This is a genomic window from uncultured Mobiluncus sp. (genome assembly GCF_947254095.1).
Taxonomy (GTDB): Bacteria; Actinomycetota; Actinomycetes; order Actinomycetales; family Actinomycetaceae; genus Mobiluncus.
Window position 1 is genome coordinate 18,383 of the sequence record NZ_CAMYBV010000005.1, and the last position, 18,786, is coordinate 37,168.

The window sequence follows — 18,786 nt, forward strand, 5'->3', positions numbered from 1 at the left end:
ATCCTTAAGCCACCGGCTGAGCTTCGAGTTCGTCGAGGAACCGATCCACGACGCGCGAGCTCAGGGCTTCATCTTTCAGCTGTTCGCCCACAATCTTTTCCGCGAGCTGGGTAGCCAAGTCGCCCACGTCCTGACGCAGGGAGGCTTCCGCCGCGGCCCGCTCAGCAGCAATCTGGCGCTGAGCCTGCTCGATGATGCGCTTGGCTTCTTGATCAGCGCGTTCGGTAGCGCGGGACACAATGTCCTCAGCTTGCGCGTTGGCCTTGTTGCGGATTTGCGCAGCTTCAGCTTTCGCGTCGCGCAGTTCGGATTCAATCCGCTGTGCCGCGGCCTGCGAGTCAGCCTGTGCCTTAGCCGTAGCGTCCAAGCCCTCCTGGAGCTTGTCGGCGCGTTCCTGCACCAACCCGCTGTACTTCGGCAAAGCCACCTTCACAATCATGATCAAAATGACCAAGAAGATAACTGCCGACCAAACAATGTCGTAAGTCGCCGGCAGCAGAGGGTTCGGGTTCTCGCCCGCCTCAGCCGCTAGTGATACCAAAGTGCCTAACATACGTGCTCCTTACCGGAACAGGAAGCCCGTTACCAAACCAATCAAAGCCAAGGCTTCGACGAAGGCGATACCGATGAACATGTTAGTGGTGAGCTTTCCGGACAGTTCCGGCTGACGGGCAATAGCGTCCTGAGTGTGACCAATCAGAATGCCCAAGCCAATGCCAGGGCCAATGGCGGCCAGACCATAGCCGATGGTTGCGAGAACAAGTGCACTTCCAGTCATGTTTTCTTTCCTTATTTGTTGTTATTCTCATGCCGGTTGGCGTGAGAAGCCTATTGTTTTTCTAATGTGCGTGTACGGAGAGGTTCACATACACCGCGGTCAGAATCGCGAAAATGTATGCCTGCAGGAAAGCCACCAGGATTTCGAACAGGGTAAACGCGAAAGCTGCCGCAAAAGTCAGAATCCCTATCGGGGACAGCGCCGAGAGATGCGCAAAGAGGAAATAGTTCGTGGCGCTCAGGGTCAAAGCCAGCAAGAAGTGGCCGGCAATCATGTTGGCCAACAAACGGACGAACAGGGTGAACGGACGAATGATGAAGGTCGAGATGGCCTCAATCGGGGTCAGCAGGATGTACAGCGGCCACGGCACCCCCGGCGGGAACAGGGAGGACTTGAAGAAGTGACCCACACCGGTCTCTCGAATTCCGGCGTAAATGAAAACAAACCAGGCAAACACCGCTAACAGTAGCGGGAAGCCCGGTTTCGCGGAACCAGCCAGGTTAAAGCCGGGAATAATACCCGCAATGTTCATGAACAAAACCGAGAAGAATACGGAAGTCACGATGGGCGTGTATTTGCGCCCGATTTCCTTGCCGATGACTTCCTCAGCAATGTTTTCCTGGCAGAATTTGAACCCGAACTCCATCACGTACTGGGCGCGCCCCGGGATGAGCTTAGCCCGCGTGGCGTACAGCACCAAGCACAGCACCAGCAGCAGCGTCATGATGAGACGAATCATCATGACACGGTCGATAGCGAAAGGAGTTCCAGCGAAAGCAACGACCGGAGGGAACAAGTCCATAATGGTGGGAGCATGGAACGAGTCATCTGTAGCGGGAACCAAATTCGGCACCAATGCCGACATGAGCGTCAACTGCACTCCCATTGTTCTCCTTTGAGTCATAAATCATGAGTTCGCCTAACAACGTTATCATGAAATTCAAGCACGATTGACACGGGTGAAAACTGGCAGGGGTGAAAAAACGCAAATTTTCACTACTGCGTTGGATTTTCCCCTGCGGATTCCGGTTGCGTGGGCGGAGAAGCTGGGTCTAACAAGGGCACTTGCGCTTTGGTCAGCGCCACTGGAAAGACGATGGCTTGAACCAAAATCATGGCCAGCAGGGTGAAAAAAATTGTTTCCGCATCCAGGCCCGGCAGCTTTCGCGCCACCCCCAAGGCCAGCAAAATGACTATGATTTTCAGGACAAAATCTGCGCCCATGCCCGCCATCATCAAGTCAGGGTGATTCAAGGTGAACAGGTGGGTGGCAAACGTCACCGCCACTAGACCCGCCCCCACCGCAGCGCATAAACCTACGGAACGCAGTCCCGCCACCCCTACCAGCCACGCCGTTAACCCGGCCGCCACCAGCAGTACCGCCACCACCGCTAGGGAAATCGCGGTCAGAGAAAACTTCACCGCCCGGCGAGTCCGGGGACCCAAGGGGGCCGCGAGGAAAGCGGCGGATTGCTCAGGTCGGGGAGTCGTTTCGTTCACGGCTTTACGCTATCAGAAAGGGAAGAGTCACGGTAAAGGGCGTGTTCCGGGCCGTGGGGCTGGCGATAGTTCGGGTTAAACCAGCGGCGCACCCCTTCGCGCCAGGCGGGCAGAATCTCGATGGTCGCCACCATCGCCAGCAGGGAAGCTACCAGCATCAACACCAACACGTAGCGCATCCGCAGCAAAGTCAGCGAGGCCGCCCCCAGGGAAAACACCGCCGTCCACAGGTACATGACCAGTACGGCGCGAACTCGGGAACGTCCGGCATGGGACAGGCGATGGTGCAGGTGACCGGCATCGGCTTGGAAGGGAGACTGGTGATGATACAACCGACGAATGACCGCGGCGACCATGTCAATAATGGGTATCGCCAGCACCGCTAGGGGCAAAACTATGGGCAGGAAAGACGGAAAAGCCTGGCGGAAATAGACGACAGCCGGGTCGATTTGGCCGGTGACGATGATGGCGGAGGCCACCGTCAGTAAACCCAGTAGCATGGCTCCGGTATCGCCCATGAATATGGAGGCGGGAGAAAAGTTGTGTGCCAAGAATCCCAGGCAGATTCCGGCCAGAGCCGCCGCCACCGTTGAGGCCAAAGAGGCGTAGGACGCAGCACCCAGCGTGCGCGACAGCGTGTAGGAATAGATGAACAGGCCGGTCGCGCTGATGGCCATCATGCCGGAAGCTAAACCATCCAAGCCGTCCACGAAGTTCACCGCGTTGATGGCAGCCACCACTACCAGCACTGTGACCAGCAAGGACAGGCGAGATGAGCCGATGGTAAGGCCGAAAATCGGGAAAGAGGTCAGCTGGATACCCAACCAAGACATCAATCCCGCCACCAAGATTTGGCCCGCCAGTTTCGTGTACCAATCCAAGTCCCAGATGTCATCGATGACACCCAAAATCACAATCAGGACGACACCCACGGCCAAACCTTTGATGTTATGAAAGCTGGCGGCATCGGCCAAGAATGGCGTGTGTGAGGCGATGGCCAGTGCCGCGAGGAAACCCGCACCCATCGCTACCCCGCCCAGACGCGGGGTAGGAAATTCGTGGACGTCACGTTCCCGCACCGGAGCTAAAGTGCCTGTTGCCAGGGCAAACTGGCGCACCAGCGGGACCGTGAGGTACGTCACCGCGGCCGCGACCAAGAATATCAACAGGTAAAACTTCATACGGGCTTTAGTTTATCCGGTTAGTGGCAGGGTATTCGTCTTTGATGTGAATATAGGGTGGGATATGGGCAGCAGCTGCCATTATTGGCAGCTGCTGCCCATATCCCCCTGTATAACCGCACGAGGCCTCAAGCCAGAGCCGCGAGGATGTCAGACAGGGGTATATCGCCCTGGCGGATCAAGCGCGGGGAGCCCTCTGTCAAGGTGATGATGGTGGACGGATGCCCGGAGGGCGAGGGGCCGGCATCGACATAAACACTGACACGTTGCCCAAAATATTGGGTGGCGGCGGCAATATCGGTGGCGGGAGGCCGGGTATGCAGGTTGGCGGAGGTGACCGCCAGAGGACCGGTATAGCCCAGAATTTCGAGGGCACGGGGGTGGTCGGGCTGGCGCAAGGCGATAGTCCCGTGGGTTTGTCCCAAATCCCAGCCCAGAGCCGGGTTCGCAGTCACAATAATAGTCAGGGCACCGGGCCAAAAGCGCTGTGCGAGCACACGCGCCGCGCGGCCCTGGCTCTCGCCCGTCTGAGTCGCCGGAGCCATCAATTCATCCAGCGCTGCCGGACCGGAAACCAACACCGGCGGGGGAAAATCCTCCCCCCGACCTTTGGCCTGTTGCAGGCGCTCCACCGCCGCGGGAGCAAACGGCACCGAGGCTATTCCATAAACCGTATCGGTAGGCATGACCAGCAGCTCATCGCGTTTCACCGCTGCGTCAATCGCCGCCAGGTCAGTAGGGGTAATCGGCCCGGTCAGGGCATCAACAATCTTCATAGAGCTAATGTTAGTCCCCGCGCTGGCTCAACCGGCAGACCCGACCCCACCGCGCTTGTGACCGCGTTTGCGAAACGGGACCAGCCGGGGCACTCCTTAGCCGACAAACCCCATGAGCGCCCACAGCTGCGGCAGCGCGAACACCAGCGTCAAAGTGGCGGCGGTTCCGACCACCATACCCAGCAAAGCCATCTGTTTCACCGAGATTTCCCCGGTAGCATAAGCAATGGCGTTCGGCGGGGTCGAGATGGGCAGCGACATGCCTAGCGAGCAGGCGATGGCTACCGCGCAGGCGACCGTGACTGTATCGACCGAATCGCCTAGGGACACAGCCAGGGACACAGCCAGAGGCACCAGCAGGTTCGCGGAAGCCGAGTGGGAGATGACATTGGCGATCGCGAAACCGACGAAACCGAGCAGTGCCACAATCAGCACCGCCCCCAGGGAGTTCCACGGCACGGAGTTGACCAAGAACTTGTCCAGGCCGGTGTTTCCGATGCCCTCACCCATCGCGATACCGCCCGCCACCAGCCACAGCACCGGCCAGTCGATACTCTTGATGTCCTCGCCGCTCATGACTTTGAGACACAGCAGGGCCACGACGGGCAGGAACCCGACCACGTTGGAGGAAATCCCGTGCAGGCTCTCGGTCATCCATAGCAAAATCGTGGATCCGGCGATGATATAGAACAGTACGGCTTTCGGTGTTTTGTTCCACTTAGAGGTCATTTCAATGTGGATCACGGCATCGCGCGGGATAAACACGGCACTGAGGAACAGCCACGACAAAAACAGCACGACCAGCATAAACGGCACCGCCATCAGCATCCACTGGCCGAAAGACACGTGAATGCCCTGGGCGGCTAGGGCGCCGACTGCAATGGCGTTGGGCGGGGTGCCGACCGGGGTGCCGATACCGCCCACGTTGGCGGCTAGGGGAATCGACAGTGCCACACCAGCTCGCGCCAGGCCCTTTGGCAGCGCCGCCAAAATGGGGATAACCACGGTAAACATGGTGGCAGTCGTGGCGGTGTTGGACATAAACATGGACAGCATAGCGGTAATCAGCATGAGTCCCAAGGTCGTCAGACGCGCCTTTTCCGGGAAAGGTTTGAGCATCACCGCCGCCAGGTTGCGGTCCAGGGAAAACTTTTCAGCGCCTTCCGCAATCATAAAACCACCCATGAAGAGGATAATTGTCGGGTGGGCCAGGGTCGCGAAGTATTCCGAATACTTGGCGACATGTTCCGCTTGCGACGGGTCACCACCGGTGGGGTCAAAGGGCGACCCAGTTGACACGAGGAGCACTTCCAGCCCAATGACCAGCACCGCGGTGGCGGTCAGGGGAATCGGCTCGGTAATCCAAAACACGATAGCTAGCAGGAAAATCGCCAGCATCCGTTCGCCCGGCTCGCCCAGGTTCGGGATGTCAACCAGCAGCGGAACGAAGAACACGATGGCCCCGAGCACCAGGCCAATCTTTTCTTTCAAGCCCAGTGGGGGGGTTTTCTTAACGTTAGAGGGGGGCTTGGGCCGCAAAGTGCGGATAGGACGTTTCGCGGGTTTCGGGACGGCGGCACGAGACTGGGGCTGAGTTGCCGCCGGCTCGTTACGTTCCCGGGCCGCCGCATCGGACGGTTCGATAGCGTTTTCGGATTGCGGATTGTCTGGAGTACTCACTGCCCCTGCCCCTTTATTCCTCGCTGTTCGCTGCCACGTGCCAGCAACCGGTTAGTCAGGGCGGCTGAGCCCTTTAGTCAACTCCATCGCCCGCGCCGGATCCAGCGCCGCGAGATAGGGCACCGGGTCAATCCCTGCCAGTTCCACATAGTCGGTCAGCATGGTGCGCACCACGTCTTGGAGTTCCTCGGGTTTCCAGGGTTTCGCCACGTACTGATCGAGTCCGGCTTCGTTCACCGCGCGCACGGTGTCAGCTAGGTCAGCCTGGCCGGTCACCAAGACTTTGCGAGTCAACTGGGTGCGTTCGTCGGACATCATCTGTCCCATGAACTCGATGCCGGTCGTGCCGGGTAGACGATGGTCGCACAGTGCCAAAGCCAGGGCGTCGCCATCGTCCGTTATCTCATCGATGACTTCCCACGCATCAGGCACATCCTCCGCCGGTTCGATGCGCAAAGTGTCCGCGAATCCCAGCAGGTCACGGGTTACAGCGGCACGAACTTCCGGTTCGTCTTCAAGGATCAGGATGGCGAGTTTCATGGTTTCTCCTTCATTGGGGACTTTTCTATTCTTTCACCCCGTCATGGGGTTTGGACAAATTTGCCGGAAAAACGTCAGAAAACGAAAACTGACAAACCGCGCAAACCCGCCCGACATGGCTTGTGACCCTAAAGCGAGACCGGAATCCCGGTGGTCGGCAACTCCACGGTGGCCAGGGTGCCCGTCGGGTTGGAGACGTTTTCCAACCGGATGGTTCCGCCATGGTTTTCCACAATCGAGCGACATAACCCCAGGCCAATGCCCATTCCGAACCTCACTTCACCGCCTTTGGTGGAAAAGTGCGGCTGGAAAATGTGTTCGATGACATCAGGGGCAATGCCCGGGCCGGTGTCGCGGAACGTCACCACGATTTGGTCACCGCGGGCTTTCGTTTCGATGTTGAGCTGCCCAATCATTCCCGCCAGTTCGGCTCGGTCCGTGGGGCGCTTGCCGACCGCATCGCTGGCGGCCGAAGCCTCGCCGGACATGGCCTCTACCGCGTTCGTAATCAGGTTCGTCCACACTTCGTCGAGCTGGCCGGGGTGACAAGAAATCCGCGGCAGTTCACCATATTCCACGTTTACCGCAATTTTGTCCAAGCGGTGGGACAGTAGGCGCAGCGTGTCTTGCAGCCCCGAGTTGACGTCGACGTTTTGCACCGGATCCCCGTCAGGCCGGGCATAAGAGCGCAGCGAGGCTACCAGGTCAATGATGCGTCCCGAGGCGGTGCGCAGGTTGCGCAGACTGGTGCCGATGGCGGCCGCCTGTTCCAAGGCCCCCAGGTCCGTGTCCGGGTTGGCTTTCATGTCTCTGGCGAGGTTGCGAGCCAGGTCAGTACTGTAGACTCCCGCCACGGACAGGCGTTCCACCAGGGTCGCGTCTCCCAGGATTTCCAACAGCTCGCGTTTACGCGCCCGCGTTTCCTTGGTGGACAAGAACGGGGCTTCCTCGGCATTTTCCAGGGATTCCAGGGCTAGGTTCCGCCACGCTACATCGGGACAGGTCGACAGCAGCATCCGCATGTCCTCGTGAATGTAATCCGCGGCGCGGCGAATCGCCGCCACCGGATTATTGAGTTCGTGGGCCACTCCCGCCGCCAGCTCACCCAGCGAGGCAAACCGGGCTTGTGCAGCCATTTCCTCCCGAGTTTCGCGCAACTTGTCCAGGGCTTTCGCCAAGTTCGCCCGCTGCACTGCCAGCTGGTCGGCCAGCACTGCCGACTCAATGTGGAGATTTTCGGCACGCCGCAACCGGCGATCGTAAGTGCGCATGAACAAGGCTGCCACCAGCAGCGATACCCGGGAATCCCCGGCAATAATCATGTTCATTTCGTCGAGAGTGAGGCTGACCCCCACGACTTCTTCGGTCACCACGGCGGTAAAGAACGCCCCGATTTCCTCCCCAGAAGACAGCATTCCGATGATGCGTCCGGTCGAAGCATGGTGCATCAGCAGGTCCCCGCTCTCTGAGGAGCGTTCCAGGGCAATACTGCCCGATAGCGCCAGGATAATGCTGCGAACCGGCTGGCCTTCCTCGGTCAGGTGCGCCCCCACCGGGAACGTTATCCGTTCCTGGGGTCCCAAGATAATCTCGGCGCGGCGCACGATTTCGGCGATGATTTCTTCGTCGTCCTGTTCGAGGTCAAAAACAAAGCGTCTTTCGTACATGCCACTATCATGCCGGAATTTTGCCGGTGCACGGGTGCGTTTGCGAGCCAAGGATATTTTTCGGGCGTTAATCCTATTAATTTGCCTCGGTGTGCCATATCTGGCACACCGAGCCGTAAAAATAGTTTTTAGATGGGGAACCCCGGGCTACTCGTAGCGCAGAGCCTCGATAGGGTCGAGTTTGGCGGCTTTGGACGCCGGATAGTAGCCGAAGAAAATCCCGATACCCAGTGAGAAAGCCAGCGAGAACAACACCCCTCCCAAGGGCGGGAGAGCGGGATTGCCCATCGCGTTGGACCCCAGATATCCAGCTAGACCTCCCAGGGCCACGCCGAGAAGCCCTCCCAGCAGACACACCATCATGGCCTCGACCAGGAACTGCAATCGGATATTCCACTGGGTCGCCCCCAGAGCCTTGCGAATACCTATCTCTCGGGTACGTTCGGTGACTGACACCAGCATGATGTTCATCACCCCGATGCCTCCGACCAGCAAGCTCAGCCCCGCAATGACTGACAACCCCATAGCGATAGTGGAAAAGACTTTTTTAATTTCGTCCATCATCGAGTCCATGGAATCAATCGAGACGCCGTAATCTGAGTCGGCCCAAGCTTTATCTAAGAACTCCTGCAGATTGTGTTTCAAGGCTTTCGCATCTGTGCCGGGAATCGGGCGCACGGTCGCCCAGTTAAAACCGGGATCCTTGGTACCGGTGACTTCCTCCTCCAGAGTGTAGGGAATGTAAAAGGTCGTCCCACTCGCCCCTCCGCCTCCGCCTAAGAGCGCGTTAGCAGCCCCTTTCATTTGTACCTGCCGGGCGACCCCGATGACTTGAAACGTCATTTGGGATTCGTCGCTGTTAAACTCGAAACTCTGGCCCACGGCGTTTTGCGCCGCTCCCCCGAACAATTTTTTCGCCAAGGTATCAGAAATGACTGCCACCGTGTCGGCGCTTTCGATTTCACTGGCATCAAAACCGCGGCCGGCGACCATTTCCATGTTCGACCCAATCAGGAAATCCTGGTTGGTGGTTTGCACGTCCGCGTCCTCGTCTCCGCCCGTGCCCGTAGCGGTGCCATAGCCTCCCATTCCTTGCACGCTGATACCTTTAATCTGGTCAGAAAATTCTTCGCGAATCTGGTCCAAGATTTCCGGGGTCAGGTACTGGTCGTCCCCCTCACTGTCCGCAAAAGCCGAGCCGGCATCGCTATCCCCGGACATGTCCTCGTCATCTTCGTTAGGTTCCTCGGTCATACTGCCGTCATCTTCCGTGCCAGGCTGAACCTCATTAGCCTTGTTTTTGGCGATGTTTTCCTTGGTATCCACCGAGAGATACATATCCTGACCTCCCAGGGAACCGAGCGAGTCGGTAACCGCGCTGGTCACTCCGCGAGAGATGGTGAGAATCGTCACCACGGAGGCGATACCGATGATGATGCCCAGCAGGGTCAGAATGGCCCGCAGCTTATTGGCCCACAATCCCGCCAAGGCCAGGCGCACATTTTCTCCGAAAGTCATTGGGCACCTCCTGAGGTCGGTACGCCCTCGCCCAACACACCGTCAACCATGGTGAAAATCCGCTGGGTTTGCTGGGCAAGCTCTGGGTTGTGGGTAATCAAAACGATGGTTTTGCCCTGCTCGCGGTGCAGCCGGTGGAACAGGTCCATAACCATATGCCCGGTAGCGGTGTCCAAGGCTCCGGTCGGCTCGTCGGCCAAAATAATGTCCGGGTCATTAGCCATCGCCCGCGCAATCGCCACCCGCTGCTTTTGCCCGCCGGACAACTCGCTGGGCTGGTGGTGCATTCGGTCGCTCATTTCGACCAGTTCCAACAGTTTCAGCGCTCGTTCGCGGCGTTGGGCACGCCCGATGCCGGCATACATCATGGGCAGTTCCACGTTCTTCAACGCGTCGGTCCGTCCCACCAGGTTGAAGTTTTGGAACACGAACCCGATGGACAGCGAGCGGATTAGCGCCGCATCGTTGTCGTCAGCTTCAGAAATATCCACGTCTCCCAACAGGTAGCTGCCCGAAGTCGGCCGGTCCAGCAGTCCGATGATGTTCATTAGGGTGGATTTGCCCGAACCGGAGGACCCCACGATGGAGACGAACTCTCCTGGGTAAATCGCCAGGTTCACGCCTTTCAGCACTGTCAGCTCGTGGTCGGTACCGAGGAAGAATCCTTTATAGATGTCGCTCAGCTGGATGACCGGCTGCCCCGTCGCCACCCCCGACTGACCGCCACCCTGCTGGGCAAGCGCGGGAGGGGACGCTTGTGAATCCGCCTGACCCCCAGCGAAAACCCCCGGCAGGCTCATGATGTCACTCAACAGTCCCCTCCATCATCTGCGGAGTGTCTACGTAGTGGCCAGTTTCACCAACCAAGTCGAGGTAGTTCAGAGCGTTGTCCAGCACGGTCGTGCCCTCTTTGATGCCTTTACCCTTGATTGCGGCCATGCCGTTGCCCTCTACCAGGACTTCCACCGGGACTTCGCGAATCTTCGGCTTTTCCGAGTCGGGGTTGTCTATCACCAGCACGGACTTCGGACCATCATCAGCGGACGCCCCCGGTGCCATCATTCCTCCTGAAACGGGAGCCTCGGTGGCAGACGAATCCTTGCCGTCAAGCGGGATCATCGCATCAACCAAAGCCCCTTTCGGCACGGTCAAAGCGTTCTTTTGCCCGGCGATAATCGCCTTAACTTTGGCGGTAGAGCCCAGGCGCAAGCCCTGCAAATCGCCCGTCACCGTGATTTGCACCGGGAACATGACCGAGGCATTGCCACCCCCGCCGACTCCCTGGTCAGCCCCCGGACCGGACGGCGCGGAGGACTGGTCGAGGGCTGCCGGAGAGATAAAGGAAACCGTACCCGTGAACTCTTTGTCGCCGGTGGCCGGAGTGGTGAAAGTGACTTGGTTGCCCACGCTGAGTTTGGAGACCCCAGATTCTTTAATCTGGGTTTCAATGACCATATTTTGGTCATCTTCCACCATCATCAGCGGGCCCTCTGGTGTGGCGCCGACCTTGGCGGTTACCGAGGTCACGATGCCCGCAATCGGGGACGTTACGTGCGCCGAGTTGATGTCAGCCCGCAGCTTTTGAATGGCGCTCTGACCTTCCGCCATACCAGATCCCGCCGAGGCTTGGGCCGCCCGCAATGCCCGCAGATTTGAGTTCACTTCCTGAGCCGCGTGGATTTTGGCGGATTCCAGGGCGACTTTGGCATCAGAGATGCCGGTTTGCGCTTTGGCAACCGCCTCGCCTGCTTCGGCAATCTGGGAGTCAATCTGGCGCAGTGCCGCCCGGAATTGGCGCCGGGCCATGCCCAAGTTTTCGCTGGCGTGGTTGGCCGCTTGCTTGGCTTGAGCCTGTTGGGACCACGCCTCACTTACAGCTTTCTCTGCGGCATCGGCGTTTTGGCCCTTGGCTTCGAGCTCTGCTTTCAGACTTTCGATAGCCGCAAGTTTTTCTTTGATTAACTGGTCAGGATTGGTGAATGAACTAGGATTGTCTCTTATCCGCTTAATTTCGTTCTTGGTTAACTCCAACTCGTCCTGGACTGTTTTCCTCTCGATATCCGCAATATCGCGCTGCGTTTTCGCATCTGCCACCGCTGCCCCGGCCCGGTTCGCTTCCATTCTGGCGTTTTCGGCCTCTTGGTTGGCGGAACGCAAAGCATTTTCCTGGTCCAGCAAGGCTTGCAGGGTGCGGTTATCTTTTTCTTGCTTCATTTGGTCATAAGCCCGCGACGCTTTCACATATTCGTTTTGCGCCTCGCGCAGGGCGGTTTGCGCCCCGCGAATATCCTGGTTCAAGCCCTGGTCCAAAGCACTTTTCGCGTTTTGGTAGTTTTGGGCAGCCTCGTCAATGCTGTTTTGCTGGGTGATGCGACTCTCGTTCAGTTGAGACTGCTGACTGGACAGCTGGGACATGGCCTCAGAGCTGTCCAGCTGCGCCAACAGCTGACCTTGGCTCACGCGGTCTCCCGCCTTTACATTGAGCGTCTGCACTTTCGAGTTCAGCGAGGAGAACAAGGTCATGCTCTTGGCGCTTTTCAGCGTGCCGGTCATGTTGAGACTCTTGATAACGTCGTCTTTCGTGACAGTGGCGACGTCCCCGCGGTAAACGGCAGTCGGGTCGTACTTGGGAGCACCCAGACCCATCACTGCCGGAATGACCAGCCCGGCAATCGCCAGGACCGCCACCGCGCTGACCCCGATGATGATTTTCTTTTTCTTGCTCGTTTTTCCCTTACCGAGTTTCAGCTTTTTCTTGCCCTTGAGCAGGGATTTCGCGGACTTTTTCGAGCCCTCTCCCGCCACGGTGGCGGCGGGGGTGACGGTCGGGTCATCGACGGGAGTGAACACGGGTTCGTCGCTCACAAATACTCCTTATTATCCAAAATCTCTTTTGAAAGACTATAAACTCTCCAGGGCGCTGTTGCTCTGCTGAAAGCGGTAAATCCAGGAAAATCAATCTGAAGTAGGAGACTTTGTCGGTCCCCGGATATGCCGCTCTCACTCCCCAGGAGGAGACAGTCCCACATTATCTTGGCTCCCCGCCCGGTCGCCATCAGGGATACCCCTGATTTAACCCTGACAAGCCCTGAGGCAGCCGCCGAAGTCCCCAGGCCGGTGCTGTTTCGACAGGCCGGCAACGGTCAGGCTACAGCTTGTAAGAATCGGGGGCGACCAGCCAGGTCGCATCGGGTTTGCGCGTCCCTCAGCCCCAGCGCTTGGGCCGCCTGTACCAGGGCCACGCCTTGCGACTCGGCGTGTTCCATCACGATGGTGGCTCCCGGCAGTGCAACCGCGGCGGCGGCAGCCAAAAAGGCCCGCGGCCGCTCCAAACCGTCAGTGCCCCCGCCGTAGAGCGCCAACTGCGGGTCCTGAGCCGCTTCAGGCTGGGTCACCGGGTCGACCACATAAGGCGGGTTGGTGGCGATGACGTGGAACTTCGGCGGGATTTCGGCGCGCACAAGGGCGTTGCGCAGCGTTTGCGGGTCGGTCGCGTCAGCGAGCAGAACCCGCGCCGCTACCCCGGTAAACCGGGCGTTTTCCGCCGTCAAATCCACCGCCGCTTCTGACACGTCCACGCAGGTCAGAACAGACTCGGGAACCTCGGAGGCGATAGACAACCCCAATGCCCCGGAACCGCAGCCGAGATCCAGCACCCGCGGAGCCACCCCTTGCCGCACCCAATCCGCGGCCGCGTCGATGGCCCCTTGTGCGACCCACTCCGTCTCGGGACGCACCACAAACACTCCCGGGCGAGCGTGCAGGGTTAGGTGGCGAAAATACATGACCCCCATGACGTGCTGCAACGGGACCCGGGTGGCGCGCTGTCCGACCAGTTCAAAGAACCGCTGCCAGGTCGGCCCGTCCAAGCGTTCGCCGTAGCCGGGCCGGTGGCCCAACACGTGCTCCAGCAGCAGGCGCGCCTCACCGGGAGCATTGTTGATTCCGGCCTCGCTCAACACGAAGGCCGCGTCATTGAGCGCCGAACGCGCTGCCGCCTGCTGGGGTATCTGCATCGAATTCCTTTCGCCGTGTCCAGTATTTCATTTTGAGCCGACCGGGAGAATTTTATCCGTCAGTTTTTCACTCCCTGCTGGACGTCAAAATCACAGCACGCATTTGCGGAGGAGCAAACGGTTTTCGTGTCAATCATCACAGCAAAGAACAAACTGTTAGTTTGAAATCCTGATGCCGCGAAACCTTTTCGGCAAGAATAATTTACTGGCTGGTGACAACCCTATCCACAACGGTGAGATACATACGTCCGGGACGAGAAGCCAACGCTTCTCGTCCCGGCATTTATGAAGTTATGCGTCATTAACGCAGGGTGGAGAAATACAGGCGTGGAGTCCACGCTACTTTTCCGGTCTTAGGGTCCGTAACCTTATTCTTAAAACTCAGCACTTTCACATCTGAGCCTTGTGGATTAAAGGCACGATCCCAAACCCAAACGTCCTGGGTTTTCCAAGAAGGTGCTTCGACCTGAATGACAAAATCGCTCTTGTTGAGACCTTCATCAAGCTGCAGGGTGGTCCAATCTAGAGTTACTGTTTCTCCTGACTCATAGAGCTGCTTTGAGTGATCTGTAGCGATTCCCGTGGTGATTCCGCTCTTTCCACAAATTTCGTTGTCTACGGTGTCTTTGCACCAGTGCTTGAGTCTTTCTTGCTTGAGTTGGAACCTGACGCCTCCGTAGTTAGGAATCAGGAGTCCCGTGGCAGGGTCGATGTTATTCGGCGGATACTCTCCGTCCTGGTTTGGCGCGGGTTGGCTCGGTTGCTGGGGTGCGTTGCCGTTGATAGCAGCCTGAACCCTGGCATCGGGCATCACGCCTTTGCCACCGATAACCACGACCGTGGTACCACCAAGCTGCTTAATCTGAACACTCACCCCGTCAGCATTCGGGGGAACCAAGATAATCACGCCATTGCTAAACGCCCCAGCCACCATGGCATCTTTCAAGGCTGTGCCAGCAGCCAAATAGACCTTGGTTCCACCCTGAGCAGCCCGGATAGACTGGGCAATCCGGAAAGACGTCTCGTAACGATTTGCTCCGGCTAAACGATCCACCTGCACGCCCGTAGATTCCACCGCAGACTGTTCCTCGGCAGAAACCACCCCGGTTCCGCCGAGAATGGTTGCTTTAGCAACACCTAGAGACTTAATCGTAGACTTCACCGCGTCCATCGAAGCGGCATCCCAGAAAGTCAAAATCGGTCCCTGACGGCTAATGGAAGCAGCCACCGCGTCGGGTGACCCCGTCCCCGCATTCCGCGTCACGTAAACCATCTTTGGGGTACCGTTTACCTGCACCCAACGCTTTGCTATTTCTAAAGCAGTTTGATTACGAGTCTGGCCCCACAAACGCTGGACGTTCTGAACACCCTTGGAACGCAGTAGGGTCTCAACTGAAGCGGGGACCGCACCGGTACCACCCACAATAATTGCCGTCTGGGGAACCTTTTGACCTAAATCAATCGTCTTGCCATCAGTCAGCACCACCGGACCATCACCAATCGAAGCCGCTGGTAGCGCATCAACCGGATTGAGACTCGACGCCACATAAACCACATTCGCGCCAGACGGATAGGCACTACGTGCCACTTCCCCGGAAGTCTGTATAGCAGTCGGACCGGAAACGCGCGACCAAGGCATATCCTCAGCACTCGCCGGCACTGCCGCCAAACCGGCCAAACCCACTAGTGACGCAGTTGCAACCAGCCCTGTCAGCCATCTCTTCTTACCCATAACGAAACTCCTAACGGTAGAAAACAATCGGGTAAGGAAATGCTAAGAAAGTCCCCCCCCCCCCCGCACACTGTTCACTACCAGCGAACGTAACTGTCACTGGGTACGGATATTAATTCGCGTTCATTTGCCTAGTCTGGCAGACCGGCGCGATGGGGAGGTTTGCAGCCGGGGTGGTTAGTGGGCAGATTTGCCCACCGCCGCTAGGCGGGCGGCTTCGTCGGCGTCAATAGCGGATTGAATGACCGGAGCCAGGTCGCCGTTGAGCACCTGGTCCAGGTTGTATGCCTTGTAGCCGGTGCGGTGGTCGGCGATACGGTTTTCCGGGAAGTTGTAGGTGCGGATTCGCTCGGAACGGTCCACGGTGCGGACCTGGGAGGCGCGCGCCTCAGCCGCCTCCGCCTCGCGCTTTTCCGCTTCCAGCTGCATCAGGCGGGAACGCAACACCCGCATACCGGCCTCTTTGTTTTGCAGCTGGGACTTTTCGTTTTGCATCGACACCACGATCCCCGTGGGTAGGTGAGTGATACGCACCGCCGAGTCGGTGGTGTTCACGGACTGACCCCCCGGCCCCGAGGAGCGGTACACGTCAATGCGCAGGTCATTAGGGTCAATCTCGATGTCCCCAGTTTCCTCGGCCTCCGGCATGACCAGCACGCCTGCCGCCGAAGTGTGGATACGCCCTTGGGACTCGGTGACGGGAACCCGCTGGACCCGGTGCACCCCGCCCTCGTACTTCAGGTGCGCCCATACGCCCTCCTCCGGGGTGGGGTTGCCTTTCGCTTTGAACGCTATCGAGGCGTCCTTCACCCCGCCGAGGTCAGATTCGGTCAGGCCCAGCACCTGCATCGTCCACCCCATCTTTTCGGCGTAATGCTGATACATCCGCATCAAATCGCCGGCGAACAGGGCGGACTCCTCGCCGCCCTCGCCGGCTTTGATTTCCATAATAACGTCACGGGCATCGTCGGGGTCGCGCGGGGTCAGGGCCTCAATCAAATCGGCGTTGGCTTGCTCAAAAGCGGCCTCAAGCCCGGGGATTTCCGCCGCAAAGTCCGGGTCCTCACCAGCCATTTCGCGCCCGGCGTCCAAGTCGTCACGCGCCTGCAGCCAGTTTTGCGCCACGGTGTTGATGCGGCTCAGCTCCGCATAGCGGCGGCCAACCTTGCGGGCATGAGCCTGGTTGGAGTGCAAGTCCGGGTCGCTCATCTGTGCCTCGACCTGGTGGAACTCTTCCAGCAGGGCTTCCACGCCTCCAAATTCTTCAGGGAAGTCACTCATTTCTGACCTTTCATATCGCTTGCGGCTGAGAGTTGCTCACCGGCAAACCCCGGCAAATAAAAGGCACCGGTCGGTAATATGTACCGACCGGTGCCAAAGTTTCGCTATTCCGCGGCGGCGGGAGCCTTAGCTTCCTCAGCCTTAGCGGCCTGCTTAGCGGCCTTTTCGGCGTCTTTCTTAGCCTTATCGGCAGCTTTCTTCTTGGCGTCGTTAAACTTGGCGTAGCGAGCCTCGAAACGAGCCACACGACCGCCGGTGTCAAGAATCTTTTGCTTGCCGGTATAGAACGGGTGGCAAGCCGAGCACACGTCCACGCGCATCTGGCCCGAAGCCAGGGTGGAGCGAGTCGTAAAGTGATTTCCGCAGGTGCAGGTGACCTCGGTTAAAACATATTCGGGGTGGATTCCCTGTTTCATGATTACTCCTTGGGTTCAAGGGCCCCGGGTCCCGCGGCGAAAGCTTTGGGTGAACCGGAAAGACCAAGGGTCTATTATGCCACAATCCACAAAGTCGCACCAACTGGCGCAGCCACGACCGTGCGGCTCCACCCGCCGGTCTGGGGACTTCTCGATTCAATGCGGTTATCAGTTATCATAAACAATGGCATAGAGGGGAAACCATGACACAAGATTCTACAAATCCACAGCTGGAAATTCGTGGTGTCGTCAAGCAAAAACGCCGCTGGCCCATCGTGGTTGGCGTCAGCGTGGGGGTTCTCGCCCTCGGTTTGACCGGTGGCGGCTGGGCTTACGCCACGCACTATTCCAAGTTGGCCCTGCCCCACACTACGGTCGGAAAACTCGACATCGGGGGCATGACCCCTGATGAACTGAAACGCCATTTGACGGACAACTGCCAAAATCTGAACGCTGCCTTTAGCGGTGGCGTTCCCCGCACCTCCCTGAGCCTGGGGCAAATGGGTTTGGACTGCGACGTCCCCGGCACCGCTGCTGCCGTGATGAAAGCGAACCAGAACCTCGGCGAAATCTTGGCCTCCACCGTCAGAGAACGCCAAGTCACCCCCCTCTTTACTCTCGATGAATCCGCCGCCACTCAGGCAGCCCGGGCTTTGACTGCTCAGCGACCCAACACCGTCGTGGATCCGCATCTGGGATTCAACAGCGAAAAGGGCTCCTTTGAAGTGCAGCCGGGCAGCGCCGGGCAGGGCGTCGACCCGAAAGTCATCATCGCTGCCGCTCAGAAAACTTGGGAAACCCAGGCGAAACAATCTATAAAGGTGAAACTGACCGAAGTTACCCCAATCGCCCCAGATCCGCAGCTGGAAACCTGGGCGCAGCGAGCCAACTCGCTCATTGCCCCGAAAGTGAACCTGATTGGTCGCAGAGTCGGGCACATCATCACCCCCGCGGACAAAGCCCAGTGGGTAGAGGTCACCGAGAACGGACCGGTCGTCAGCGAAAAGAAAGTACTGGACTGGCTCAAGACGTTCACCGACGAAAAAATTGACGTCAATAACGGCCCCGGCGAACGCACCATGACGAAAGACGGCTACCTTTTGACCATGACGAAAATGGCTCTGGACTCAAAGAAAGTCTCGAACAACGACACCATCGCCGCCGAAATCACCGCGGCGCTGAACGCCGGGCAAAACTACCGCGGCGTGTTTGAAATGGCAGTACAGGAAGGCAAGTTCAACGACACGGTTGTGGATCAGTCCCTTCCCCGCCCGCCCTACAACGCCAAACCTGGAGAAAAGTTCATCAGTATCGACCTGACCAACCACACCGTGGCAGCTTGGGAAGGCGACAAAGTCGTGTGGGGACCGGTCGAGGCGGTCCACGGCTCGCTGCCCTCCCCGACCTACCCAGGAATTTTTCATGTCCAAACCAAACTGGTGAACGCCCACATGAAGAACGACAAAGCCTGGGACGGCGCTTATGACACCTGGAGTCCGTGGACCATGTACTATCACGGCGGCTACGCCGTACATGGCACCTATACCCGCTGGAATTGGGTACAAACGAACTATGGCGGGTCACACGGCTGCGTGAACTTGAAGCCCGCGAAAGCCAAGGAGCTGTTCGACTGGGCGCGAGTGGGAACCCCGGTGGTCATTCACCGAGCTGGGGTTATCTAGGTTTTTCGAAAGGTTCAAT

The 18,786-nt window shown here is 58.4% G+C and carries 17 protein-coding genes; 1 reads left to right on the forward strand and 16 read right to left on the reverse strand.

Features of this window, described 5'->3' with window-relative positions:
- Nucleotides 1-4 precede the first annotated feature (4 nt).
- From Q0X47_RS02560 to rpmE, 16 genes are all read right to left on the reverse strand, one after another.
- Complete coding sequence (locus Q0X47_RS02560; protein ID WP_297722535.1) at nucleotides 5-553, reverse strand: F0F1 ATP synthase subunit B; 549 nt, start codon at nucleotides 551-553, stop codon at nucleotides 5-7.
- 9 nt (nucleotides 554-562) lie between these two features.
- Nucleotides 563-778: an ATP synthase F0 subunit C gene (gene atpE / locus Q0X47_RS02565; RefSeq protein WP_004007339.1), complete on the reverse strand. Its 216-nt coding sequence runs from the start codon at nucleotides 776-778 to the stop codon at nucleotides 563-565.
- A gap of 61 nt (nucleotides 779-839) precedes the next feature.
- Nucleotides 840-1,664, reverse strand: coding sequence for a F0F1 ATP synthase subunit A (atpB, locus tag Q0X47_RS02570; protein WP_297722539.1), 825 nt, complete (start codon nucleotides 1,662-1,664; stop codon nucleotides 840-842).
- A 110-nt stretch (nucleotides 1,665-1,774) separates the two neighbouring features.
- The gene (locus Q0X47_RS02575; RefSeq protein WP_297722542.1) at nucleotides 1,775-2,278 is read right to left on the reverse strand and encodes a hypothetical protein; all 504 of its coding nucleotides are present in this window, start codon (nucleotides 2,276-2,278) and stop codon (nucleotides 1,775-1,777) included.
- Nucleotides 2,275-3,459 carry an MraY family glycosyltransferase gene (locus Q0X47_RS02580; RefSeq protein ID WP_297722545.1) on the reverse strand — a complete coding sequence of 395 codons (1,185 nt, stop codon included), beginning with the start codon at nucleotides 3,457-3,459 and terminating at the stop codon, nucleotides 2,275-2,277. Before Q0X47_RS02580 ends, Q0X47_RS02575 begins: the two co-directional genes overlap by 4 nt.
- Nucleotides 3,460-3,587: 128 nt before the next feature.
- Nucleotides 3,588-4,235 (reverse strand): L-threonylcarbamoyladenylate synthase, encoded by a 648-nt coding sequence (locus tag Q0X47_RS02585; protein ID WP_297722548.1) that lies wholly within the window; start codon nucleotides 4,233-4,235, stop codon nucleotides 3,588-3,590.
- Between the two features lie 96 nt (nucleotides 4,236-4,331).
- A complete protein-coding gene (locus tag Q0X47_RS02590) occupies nucleotides 4,332-5,915 on the reverse strand; it encodes a DASS family sodium-coupled anion symporter (RefSeq protein WP_297722551.1) in 1,584 nt (527 codons plus the stop codon).
- A gap of 51 nt (nucleotides 5,916-5,966) precedes the next feature.
- The gene (locus Q0X47_RS02595; protein WP_296180440.1) at nucleotides 5,967-6,455 is read right to left on the reverse strand and encodes a response regulator; all 489 of its coding nucleotides are present in this window, start codon (nucleotides 6,453-6,455) and stop codon (nucleotides 5,967-5,969) included.
- 128 nt (nucleotides 6,456-6,583) lie between these two features.
- Nucleotides 6,584-8,122, reverse strand: coding sequence for an ATP-binding protein (locus tag Q0X47_RS02600; protein ID WP_297722555.1), 1,539 nt, complete (start codon nucleotides 8,120-8,122; stop codon nucleotides 6,584-6,586).
- A gap of 147 nt (nucleotides 8,123-8,269) precedes the next feature.
- Nucleotides 8,270-9,640: an ABC transporter permease gene (locus Q0X47_RS02605; protein ID WP_296180434.1), complete on the reverse strand. Its 1,371-nt coding sequence runs from the start codon at nucleotides 9,638-9,640 to the stop codon at nucleotides 8,270-8,272.
- Nucleotides 9,637-10,452 (reverse strand): ABC transporter ATP-binding protein, encoded by an 816-nt coding sequence (locus Q0X47_RS02610; protein WP_296180432.1) that lies wholly within the window; start codon nucleotides 10,450-10,452, stop codon nucleotides 9,637-9,639. Before Q0X47_RS02610 ends, Q0X47_RS02605 begins: the two co-directional genes overlap by 4 nt.
- A complete protein-coding gene (locus Q0X47_RS02615) occupies nucleotides 10,445-12,505 on the reverse strand; it encodes an efflux RND transporter periplasmic adaptor subunit (protein WP_297722558.1) in 2,061 nt (686 codons plus the stop codon). Before Q0X47_RS02615 ends, Q0X47_RS02610 begins: the two co-directional genes overlap by 8 nt.
- Before the next feature lie 278 nt (nucleotides 12,506-12,783).
- Nucleotides 12,784-13,656, reverse strand: a complete 873-nt coding sequence (locus tag Q0X47_RS02620) for a peptide chain release factor N(5)-glutamine methyltransferase (protein ID WP_297722560.1) — start codon at nucleotides 13,654-13,656, stop codon at nucleotides 12,784-12,786.
- A 301-nt stretch (nucleotides 13,657-13,957) separates the two neighbouring features.
- Nucleotides 13,958-15,388, reverse strand: a complete 1,431-nt coding sequence (locus Q0X47_RS02625) for a cell wall-binding repeat-containing protein (RefSeq protein WP_297722563.1) — start codon at nucleotides 15,386-15,388, stop codon at nucleotides 13,958-13,960.
- 177 nt (nucleotides 15,389-15,565) lie between these two features.
- Nucleotides 15,566-16,669, reverse strand: a complete 1,104-nt coding sequence (gene prfA, locus Q0X47_RS02630; RefSeq protein WP_297722565.1) for a peptide chain release factor 1 — start codon at nucleotides 16,667-16,669, stop codon at nucleotides 15,566-15,568.
- A gap of 104 nt (nucleotides 16,670-16,773) precedes the next feature.
- Entirely contained in the window at nucleotides 16,774-17,085 is a 312-nt protein-coding gene (gene rpmE, locus Q0X47_RS02635) for a 50S ribosomal protein L31 (protein ID WP_296180421.1), read from the reverse strand.
- A gap of 203 nt (nucleotides 17,086-17,288) precedes the next feature.
- Between rpmE and Q0X47_RS02640 the strand changes: the two genes are divergently transcribed.
- A complete protein-coding gene (locus Q0X47_RS02640; RefSeq protein ID WP_297722569.1) occupies nucleotides 17,289-18,767 on the forward strand; it encodes a L,D-transpeptidase in 1,479 nt (492 codons plus the stop codon).
- Nucleotides 18,768-18,786: the final 19 nt, after the last annotated feature.

Coding starts and splice junctions, on each gene's coding strand:
- Q0X47_RS02560 (WP_297722535.1), bottom strand. CDS start 553: ATGTTAGGCACTTTGGTATCACTAGCGGCTGAGGCGGGCGAGAACCCG.
- atpE (WP_004007339.1), bottom strand. CDS start 778: ATGACTGGAAGTGCACTTGTTCTCGCAACCATCGGCTATGGTCTGGCC.
- atpB (WP_297722539.1), bottom strand. CDS start 1,664: ATGGGAGTGCAGTTGACGCTCATGTCGGCATTGGTGCCGAATTTGGTT.
- Q0X47_RS02580 (WP_297722545.1), bottom strand. CDS start 3,459: ATGAAGTTTTACCTGTTGATATTCTTGGTCGCGGCCGCGGTGACGTAC.
- Q0X47_RS02585 (WP_297722548.1), bottom strand. CDS start 4,235: ATGAAGATTGTTGATGCCCTGACCGGGCCGATTACCCCTACTGACCTG.
- Q0X47_RS02595 (WP_296180440.1), bottom strand. CDS start 6,455: ATGAAACTCGCCATCCTGATCCTTGAAGACGAACCGGAAGTTCGTGCC.
- Q0X47_RS02600 (WP_297722555.1), bottom strand. CDS start 8,122: ATGTACGAAAGACGCTTTGTTTTTGACCTCGAACAGGACGACGAAGAA.
- Q0X47_RS02605 (WP_296180434.1), bottom strand. CDS start 9,640: ATGACTTTCGGAGAAAATGTGCGCCTGGCCTTGGCGGGATTGTGGGCC.
- Q0X47_RS02620 (WP_297722560.1), bottom strand. CDS start 13,656: ATGCAGATACCCCAGCAGGCGGCAGCGCGTTCGGCGCTCAATGACGCG.
- Q0X47_RS02625 (WP_297722563.1), bottom strand. CDS start 15,388: ATGGGTAAGAAGAGATGGCTGACAGGGCTGGTTGCAACTGCGTCACTA.
- prfA (WP_297722565.1), bottom strand. CDS start 16,669: ATGAGTGACTTCCCTGAAGAATTTGGAGGCGTGGAAGCCCTGCTGGAA.
- rpmE (WP_296180421.1), bottom strand. CDS start 17,085: ATGAAACAGGGAATCCACCCCGAATATGTTTTAACCGAGGTCACCTGC.
- Q0X47_RS02640 (WP_297722569.1), top strand. CDS start 17,289: ATGACACAAGATTCTACAAATCCACAGCTGGAAATTCGTGGTGTCGTC.